Genomic DNA, 7,449 nt, shown 5'->3' with positions numbered 1-7,449 from the left:
ATTGAAAAAGAGGTTTTCTTTTGTAAATTTTGGGTTAACAAATATGTGAACAAAAAACCTTAAAAAAAAATTAATTGCTATTGATTTTATAAAAAAATTGTTGTAAAGATGTTTTAATTTTTATAAAAATAGCACCAAGAAAAATAGTACAAATAACATATGAAAGAACATCAATTACAAGTTAGAGTCCGTTATTCGGAGACCGATCAAATGGGAGTAGTTTATCACGGTAACTACCTGCCTTACTTTGAGATAGGTAGGGTAGAGTGGTTGCGAAGCCAAGGTATATCCTATAAAAGTATGGAAGAGAATGGAGTAGCACTTCCAATTGTTAATATTAATATAAATTACAAAAAACCAGCACGTTATGATGATGTACTTACAGTGATCACTTCATTCAAAAATCAGACGTCTGTAAAGATTGAATTTGCTTGTAAAATTGAGAATGAAAAAGGAGAGCTGTTAACAACTGCCGATTTTGTTTTGGTGTTTGTTGATATAAAAACAGGCAAGCCAATAGTACCGCCTAAAAACATCAAGGAGATTATTGAAAAATTGGAATTACAAGAAAATTAATCTGCTTTTATAATGGTGACTTCAAAAAGATTAGAAAAAATGTCGAAGATTTCTTTGGCATTTTTTTTTCGAACGGCTATTTTTAGCTGACAGTTTTCTCCGAGTTTCTTAGACACGATTAAAATATTTTTTTCTTTTACTATTCGCATGACTTTATTCATGTTTTTATACGCATAGGTGATTACAAAAACACTGTCGATTGTTTTTTCGATTATATCACAAGCTTCCATTGTAAGTTGGGTAGCTGTTTTATAGGCAGTAATGAGTCCGCCTACCCCTAGTTTAACTCCGCCAAAGTATCGAACCACCACCACTAGTATATTTGTTACGTCAAATGATTGTATCTGTCCGTAAATAGGCATTCCTGCACTATTGTTTGGTTCACCATCGTCATTGGCACGAAAACTAATTTTTTCTATTCCTATTTGGTAAGCATAGCACCAATGCCGGGCAGAAAAATGCATTTTTTTTAGTTGTTCAAGTATTGTTTTTACATCTTCTTCTGAACTGACAGGAAAAGCTTGCCCGAAAAATTTACTGTTCTTTTCTTTGAAAAGCACTTCCTCTGAAGGTGTCAAAATGGTTTTATACGTATCCTTTACGCTCATTTAATTAGTAACTAAATAAATCGCAATCAACGCTAAAGTAATTCCGATGCCATTTCGCAAGGATATTTTTTCTTTAAAAAACAGAATGCCAATTAATGTTGAAACAATAACTATTGCAACATTGTGAATGGTAAAAATAGTAGAACTTTCAAAAACCTGGCTATCTAACATTTTGATTAAATAATATAGAGAAAAATAGTTTGGAATACCTAAGACGATTCCGCCAAGAATACTTTTTCCGGTGATTTTCATTTTGTTTTTCAAGATGTTGAAACCGATCAGAAATACACCCACAGAAAATGCCATTAAAAAGGTGTGCGAAGAAAACAAACCAATTTCGTTTGAGCTCAAATAATTATTTTGCATTATTTTTAAACTGGTGTCAATGGCTCCTGCACCCACAAAAACCATTGCAGGTAGTAGTAAGTTTTTGTAATCAGACACACTTCCCACTTCTTTTTTTGATGAAAAATACACTGCAATCAATGCCAGTAACACACCAATTATTTTAAGGATACCCATGGACTCATTGTATAAATACATTCCAAAACATACGGGAATGATTACTGACATTTTGGAAGCTACCGAAGCAACAGATAATCCATTTTGCTGAGCAGTTAATGCAGTTACGTAGAATACGGCGATAAATAAAAATCCCAACATGAAACTACCAGGAAACCATGGCTTTTGTATAATTTCTGAGTAAACAAAGCCACCTTCTAAAAAAAGAAGACCCATTACAAAAGCAGTAAAATAATTAACTACTAATGCCTGTAAGGTATTGATATCAAATTTGGAAAATAACTTTAAAATAATAAAAAGAACCGCGTTAAAAAGTACGCTAAGCAAAATGTAAATCACAGCGTAATAATTTTTTTAGCAAATAAATCGGTCACATCTTCCTGACCCACTTGTAAATGCCAAACCTCCAATCCTAAAGAGGCTGCAGCATCTGTATTGTCTTTTCTATCATCAATAAATAGTGTTCGTTTGGGCGATAGTTCATGTTTGTTAATCAGCAATTTGAATACTTCAACATCCGGTTTTCTGATACCCATTTCATAAGAAAAATAGATTTTATCGAAGCAATTGTAAAAATCACGGGTAAACGACATGCCTTCCCGGTGTTCAAAATGGCTGATGTGAATTTCATCTGTATTTGACAATAAAAATAGTCGGTATTTGCCTTTTAGACTTTGTAAAAATTCTAATCGATGTAAAGGAAACTTTCCCAAAACCGAATTCCACGCCTTTCTGATATCATGAATTGATGCATGAGGTAAATATTTCTGAAAACCCTCAATAAATTCAAGTTCAGAGCATTTGCCCACTTCAAAACGTTTGTTTAGTTGGTCCAAATCTTGATACCATTCTTTTAAGCCTAAATCACGGAATGATTTTTCTAATGCCGGTTTATCCAGATTGATAAAAACATCACCAAAGTCGAAAATTATTGCATTAATCATGATTTTTAAGAATTAAAAGTTGGTCGTTTAAACTTTTGCTTTGAGCTATAATTTTACCTGATATTGAGGGGGCTTTGCAACCTTTTTTAAAATAATCAGTTCCTTTAAATATTCTTGCTTCATCCCACAAATTGGCGTCAATAAAGGTTTGAAGTGTTTTTTGGCCTCCTTCAATAATAACTGATTGAATACCTATTTGATATAAATGAGCAATTATTTTATTTGGCAGTAAACTATCAAAGATACAATTTTCATAGATTAAATTTTCATCGGTAAAACTATTTTCTTGTTCCGTAAAAATAATTGATTTTTGCAATTTGTCTTTTACTTCATAGTTATTTGAGATTTTTCCCAATCGATCGATTACAAGTCGTAGTGGATTTTTCCCAAACCAATCACGACTGTTTAATTGCGGGTTGTCTTCTAAAACTGTTGTTGTTCCAACTAAAATTGCTTCTTCTTCTGTTCGCCATTTGTGCACTAATTGTCGGGAATATGGATTGGTAATCCAAACCGGTTTTTTTTCCGATTTTTGTTCAGGAGCCAAAAATCCATCTGCACTTTCTGCCCATTTTAAAATGATATACGGTCGTTGGCGATTGTGATACGCAAAAAAACGTTTGTTGAGTGCAACACATTTTTTTTCTAATAGTCCAACCGTCACTTCAACCCCTGCACTTTTTAGTTTTTCTATACCTTTCCCAGCTACCTTTTCATTGGGATCAACAGTACCAATAACTACTTTTGGAATTTTATACTGAATAATTAAATCACTACAGGGAGGTGTTTTTCCAAAATGACTGCAAGGTTCTAAGCTGACATAAATAGTTGATTGAGGAAGTAATATTTTATTTTTTACCGAATTAATCGCATTTGCTTCAGCATGTGGTGCTCCCGCTTTTTGATGCCAACCTTCGCCAATAATTTTTCCTTCATGCACAATGACGCTTCCAACCAGCGGATTGGGATAGGTAGTTCCCAAACCGTTTTTGGCTAATTGAATGCATCGTTGCATGTAAATTTTGTGATTCATAGAGACACAAATTTAAGCTTTTTGCTCATTAAAGTCGAAATAGTTTTACTTTTACCCATGAATTTCAGAATTCTAGTTTTATGACCCAAATCCGACCCATTCAAGAAGCAGATAATCAAGCAGTAGCAAAAGTTATTCGAACGGTTTTAATTGAACACAATGTCCCAAAAGTGGGAACCGCCTATGCGGATGCATCATTAGATTGTATGTTTGAAACGTATTCGGTGAATAGAAGCCGTTATTTTGTAGTGGAACATAACAACCAAATAATAGGAGGAGCCGGAATTAGTCAGTTGGCGAATGAAAGTGAAACCATTTGTGAATTGCAAAAAATGTATTTTCTACCGGAAGCTCGCGGACTGGGTTTAGGAATGCAAATGATGCAACAATGTTTAGACGAAGCACGCTCTTTTGGCTATGAGCAGTGTTACCTGGAAACCATGCCCTACATGCATGATGCACAAAAATTATATAAAAAATTTGGTTTTGCCTACATCGATGCTCCAATGGGTTGCACAGGTCACACTTCCTGTCCGGTTTGGATGTTGAAAGATTTATAAATTAGTAGATTCATTGTTTAAAATGCTTGTAAAAAAATACAAAGACCTTTTTCAAAACGAATTAGCAACGTTTTTTGATACAATGGAAATTGATCAATTTTTCTATTTAACACTTGAAAAATTTCATCAAATAAAGCGGGTTGATTTGGCTTTGCATCCCAATTTTGAAATTACTTTGGAAGAACAGCAAAAGTGGAATACCGTTTTAAACCAACTTAAAACGCAGAAGCCCATTCAGTATATTTTAGGTGAAACGTCTTTTTATGGGTTGACTTTTTATGTGAACGAAAACACTTTAATTCCAAGACCGGAAACCGAGGAATTGGTGCAGTGGATACTTGAAAGCCATTTAAATGAAGCATGTAGTTCTATTTTGGACATCGGAACGGGAAGCGGTTGTATTCCGATTGCTTTAAAAAAGAATTTGCCAACAGCAACTATTTGTGCACTAGATATTTCTGAAAAGGCACTAGAAGTTGCCAGTAAAAATGCAGTAATCAATGAAGTAGCTGTCACTTTTCTTCAACAAGATATTTTAACTGCCACAAAGCTGCATCAGCTTTTCGATGTTATTGTTTCCAATCCACCGTATGTGCGTAACCTTGAAAAAGAGAAAATTGCTGCGAATGTACTGCAATTTGAACCACACTTAGCTCTTTTTGTGGACGACAATGATTCGTTACTTTTTTATAGAAAAATTTGCAGTTTAGCTCACGAATTCCTGACACCAAACGGACAATTGTTTTTTGAAATCAACCAATATTTGGGTCCTGAAACGATTGCATTAGTAAAATCGTATGGTTTTACACAAATAGAACTTCGCAAAGATATTTATGGAAATGACCGAATGCTAAGAGCAACTAAATAAAATTATTCGTGACGCAGAGCTTCAATTGGGTCTAATTTTGCTGCTTTCAGAGCCGGGTAAAGTCCCGAAATCAATGCCACTATAAAACTTGTCGTAACTGCTGCAAAAATTGCATTCCACGGAATGACAAAGGCAAAATCAAATATAGAAGCGGCAATCGAACCAATTAAAATTCCTAGAATGATACCAAGTAGTCCACCTAACTGACCAATAACAATTGTTTCTGTAAAGAATTGAAATGCGATGGTTTTTCGTCGGGCACCTAAAGCTTTACGAACACCGATTTCGCGGGTTCGTTCGGTTACAGAAACCAGCATGATATTCATCAATGCAATGGAAGAACCAAAAATGGTAATAATTCCAATCACCCATGCAGAAGCTCCCAAAGCACCTGTGATGGATAGAATGGTATTAATTAACTCGTCACTTCTGACGATACTGAAATTGTTTTCTTCCACCGGACTTAAATTTCGAACATTTCGCATGGTTTGAATGGCATCATCAATGGAAGCATCTAATAATTCCTTTTTCTCTACCAAAACACTTAAATTATAGTTCACATTAGGTAGCGTGTACAACGATCGTGCGGTTTGAATAGGAATAAATACTCGTAAATCCTGACTGTTTCCAAAAGTGGAGCCTTTCTCTTTCAAAATACCGATGACTTTGAATTTGGCACCACGCATGGAGATGATTTTATCGATAGGGTTGGTGTCTTTGAAGAGACCTTTTTGAAAATCGGAACCCAATACGCAAACATTAATATTGTTGTCGATGTCGAAACTGCTGAAATTTCGTCCACTTTCCAATTCTAATCCAGAATTGTTCATGTAATTTTCGTCAACACCCAACACACTTATTTCCGGATCTGTTTTTTGGTTTTCATACTTTACTTCTGCATTTGAAGTAGCGTCAAAAGAAAGCGAAGTGTAAGCCAAGGGATAATTAAATTTATCCTTAAATGCTTTGGCTTCGGTATACGTTATATTTGGATTTATTTTTTCTCGTTCTTGACCGCGACGACCGCCACCAATGCGAATTTCCATGTCGTACAATCGCACATTAAACGTATTGGCTCCCATCGATGAAAAGTTCGACGACAAATCGTTTTCTAAGGCGGATACCACTGTTAATATACTAACCAACGCAGTAATTCCTATGGCTATAATCAGAATGGTTAATATCGTTCGGAGCAATTGGGTTTTGATGGAACCTAATGCAATTTTGATGTTTTCTTTTACTAATCCTGTCATGATGCAAATAGGACTCGTTTTTACAATATTTGTTACAAGTTTCTTGAAATTCTTTAAAAAGTAAGATATTTGCAGAGCTTTTCTTTTTTGTCATTCCGAAAAATGACGAAGTCGAACTAGCAATCTCCTGCAAAGCAGGCAAAAAAGGCAGCATCAAACTTTATAATTAATCCTAAAATGGCTCAAAAACCAAGTATTCCCAAAGGAACGAGAGATTTTTCACCGGCAGAAGTAGCCAAACGCAATTACATTAGTTCAAAAATGAAACATCATTTTGAGCTTTTCGGATTTCAGCCCATTGAAACACCATCGTTTGAAAATTCAGAAACCTTGATGGGAAAATATGGCGACGAAGGCGATCGGTTGATTTTTAAGATATTGAATTCGGGAGATTATTTGGATAAAGTTGGTGCAGATGAATTGAATGTTGTTGATTACAAAAAACTAACTTCAAAAATCTCCGAAAAAGCTTTACGTTACGACTTAACAGTTCCTTTTGCTCGTTATGTGGTGCAACACCAAAACGAAATTGAATTTCCGTTTAAGCGGTATCAAATTCAACCTGTTTGGCGTGCCGATCGTCCGCAAAAAGGAAGATTTAGAGAGTTTTACCAATGCGATGCCGATGTGGTAGGTTCTACCTCATTGTGGCAGGAAGTGGAGTTGGTACAATTATATGACGCCGTTTTTACTGATTTAGGATTGGGCGGTGCAACCATCAAAATTAATAATCGAAAAGTACTTTCGGGTATCGCCGAAGTGATTGGTGCGAAGGACAAATTAATTGATTTTACAGTTGCTTTGGATAAGTTAGATAAAATAGGAGAGGAAGGTGTGAAAAATGAAATGCTTGAAAAAGGAATTTCACCTGAAGCCATTGAAAAAGTGCAACCGCTGTTTCAATTTACCGGAACAGTTGCTCAAAAAATCGAACAATTAAATCAGTTATTAGCTTCTTCAGAAGAAGGTAAAAAAGGTGTAGAGGAATTGCAATTCATTTGTGAGACCATAGAAAAATTAGGTTTGCAAACAGCAGTCATCGATTTGGATGTGACTCTTGCAAGAGGTCTAAATTATTATACGGG

At 35.1% G+C, this 7,449-nt stretch carries 9 protein-coding genes; 4 read left to right on the top strand and 5 right to left on the bottom strand.

Features of this window, described 5'->3' with window-relative positions; all coding sequences use genetic code 11:
- The first annotated feature begins 159 nt into the window (after positions 1–159).
- The gene (locus ACIQ2S_RS09375) at positions 160–576 is read left to right on the top strand and encodes an acyl-CoA thioesterase (protein ID WP_396175297.1); all 417 of its coding nucleotides are present in this window, start codon (positions 160–162) and stop codon (positions 574–576) included.
- Here ACIQ2S_RS09375 and ACIQ2S_RS09370 read toward each other — a convergent pair.
- From ACIQ2S_RS09370 to ribD, 4 genes are read right to left on the bottom strand one after another with little or no spacing between them, the layout of a single operon-like run.
- Positions 573–1,184: an IMPACT family protein gene (locus ACIQ2S_RS09370; protein ID WP_396175295.1), complete on the bottom strand. Its 612-nt coding sequence runs from the start codon at positions 1,182–1,184 to the stop codon at positions 573–575. The genes ACIQ2S_RS09375 and ACIQ2S_RS09370 overlap by 4 nt on opposite strands.
- Positions 1,185–2,045 carry an EamA family transporter gene (locus tag ACIQ2S_RS09365; protein WP_396175293.1) on the bottom strand — a complete coding sequence of 287 codons (861 nt, stop codon included), beginning with the start codon at positions 2,043–2,045 and terminating at the stop codon, positions 1,185–1,187.
- On the bottom strand, positions 2,042–2,650 hold the full coding sequence (locus ACIQ2S_RS09360) for an HAD family hydrolase (RefSeq protein ID WP_396175291.1): 609 nt from the start codon (positions 2,648–2,650) through the stop codon (positions 2,042–2,044). Before ACIQ2S_RS09360 ends, ACIQ2S_RS09365 begins: the two co-directional genes overlap by 4 nt.
- Positions 2,643–3,683 carry a bifunctional diaminohydroxyphosphoribosylaminopyrimidine deaminase/5-amino-6-(5-phosphoribosylamino)uracil reductase RibD gene (ribD, locus tag ACIQ2S_RS09355; protein ID WP_396175289.1) on the bottom strand — a complete coding sequence of 347 codons (1,041 nt, stop codon included), beginning with the start codon at positions 3,681–3,683 and terminating at the stop codon, positions 2,643–2,645. Before ribD ends, ACIQ2S_RS09360 begins: the two co-directional genes overlap by 8 nt.
- Positions 3,684–3,763: 80 nt before the next feature.
- Between ribD and ACIQ2S_RS09350 the strand changes: the two genes are divergently transcribed.
- Together ACIQ2S_RS09350 and prmC are read left to right on the top strand one after the other, a co-directional pair.
- Positions 3,764–4,243 carry a GNAT family N-acetyltransferase gene (locus tag ACIQ2S_RS09350; RefSeq protein WP_396175287.1) on the top strand — a complete coding sequence of 160 codons (480 nt, stop codon included), beginning with the start codon at positions 3,764–3,766 and terminating at the stop codon, positions 4,241–4,243.
- Between the two features lie 22 nt (positions 4,244–4,265).
- On the top strand, positions 4,266–5,111 hold the full coding sequence (gene prmC, locus ACIQ2S_RS09345; RefSeq protein ID WP_396175285.1) for a peptide chain release factor N(5)-glutamine methyltransferase: 846 nt from the start codon (positions 4,266–4,268) through the stop codon (positions 5,109–5,111).
- Between the two features lie 2 nt (positions 5,112–5,113).
- On the opposite strand, the gene ACIQ2S_RS09340 is transcribed toward prmC, so the two are convergent.
- Positions 5,114–6,364, bottom strand: coding sequence for an ABC transporter permease (locus ACIQ2S_RS09340; RefSeq protein WP_396175283.1), 1,251 nt, complete (start codon positions 6,362–6,364; stop codon positions 5,114–5,116).
- 177 nt (positions 6,365–6,541) lie between these two features.
- On the opposite strand from ACIQ2S_RS09340, the gene ACIQ2S_RS09335 reads away from it, so the two are divergent.
- A partial coding sequence (locus ACIQ2S_RS09335) for a histidine--tRNA ligase (protein WP_396175281.1) occupies positions 6,542–7,449 on the top strand: 908 nt, incomplete at its 3' end.

This window comes from Flavobacterium sp., from assembly GCF_044371705.1.
Taxonomy (GTDB): Bacteria; Bacteroidota; Bacteroidia; order Flavobacteriales; family Flavobacteriaceae; genus Flavobacterium.
The sequence above is the reverse complement of the archived record's forward strand: the minus strand, read 5'-3'. Positions and strand labels throughout refer to the sequence as shown.

What these genes read in the sequence shown, in the direction of transcription:
- prmC (WP_396175285.1), top strand. Translation starts at nt 4,266, where the DNA reads ATGCTTGTAAAAAAATACAAAGACCTTTTTCAAAACGAATTAGCAACG.
- ACIQ2S_RS09370 (WP_396175295.1), bottom strand. Translation starts at nt 1,184, where the DNA reads ATGAGCGTAAAGGATACGTATAAAACCATTTTGACACCTTCAGAGGAA.
- ACIQ2S_RS09375 (WP_396175297.1), top strand. Translation starts at nt 160, where the DNA reads ATGAAAGAACATCAATTACAAGTTAGAGTCCGTTATTCGGAGACCGAT.
- ACIQ2S_RS09350 (WP_396175287.1), top strand. Translation starts at nt 3,764, where the DNA reads ATGACCCAAATCCGACCCATTCAAGAAGCAGATAATCAAGCAGTAGCA.
- ACIQ2S_RS09360 (WP_396175291.1), bottom strand. Translation starts at nt 2,650, where the DNA reads ATGATTAATGCAATAATTTTCGACTTTGGTGATGTTTTTATCAATCTG.
- ribD (WP_396175289.1), bottom strand. Translation starts at nt 3,683, where the DNA reads ATGAATCACAAAATTTACATGCAACGATGCATTCAATTAGCCAAAAAC.
- ACIQ2S_RS09340 (WP_396175283.1), bottom strand. Translation starts at nt 6,364, where the DNA reads ATGACAGGATTAGTAAAAGAAAACATCAAAATTGCATTAGGTTCCATC.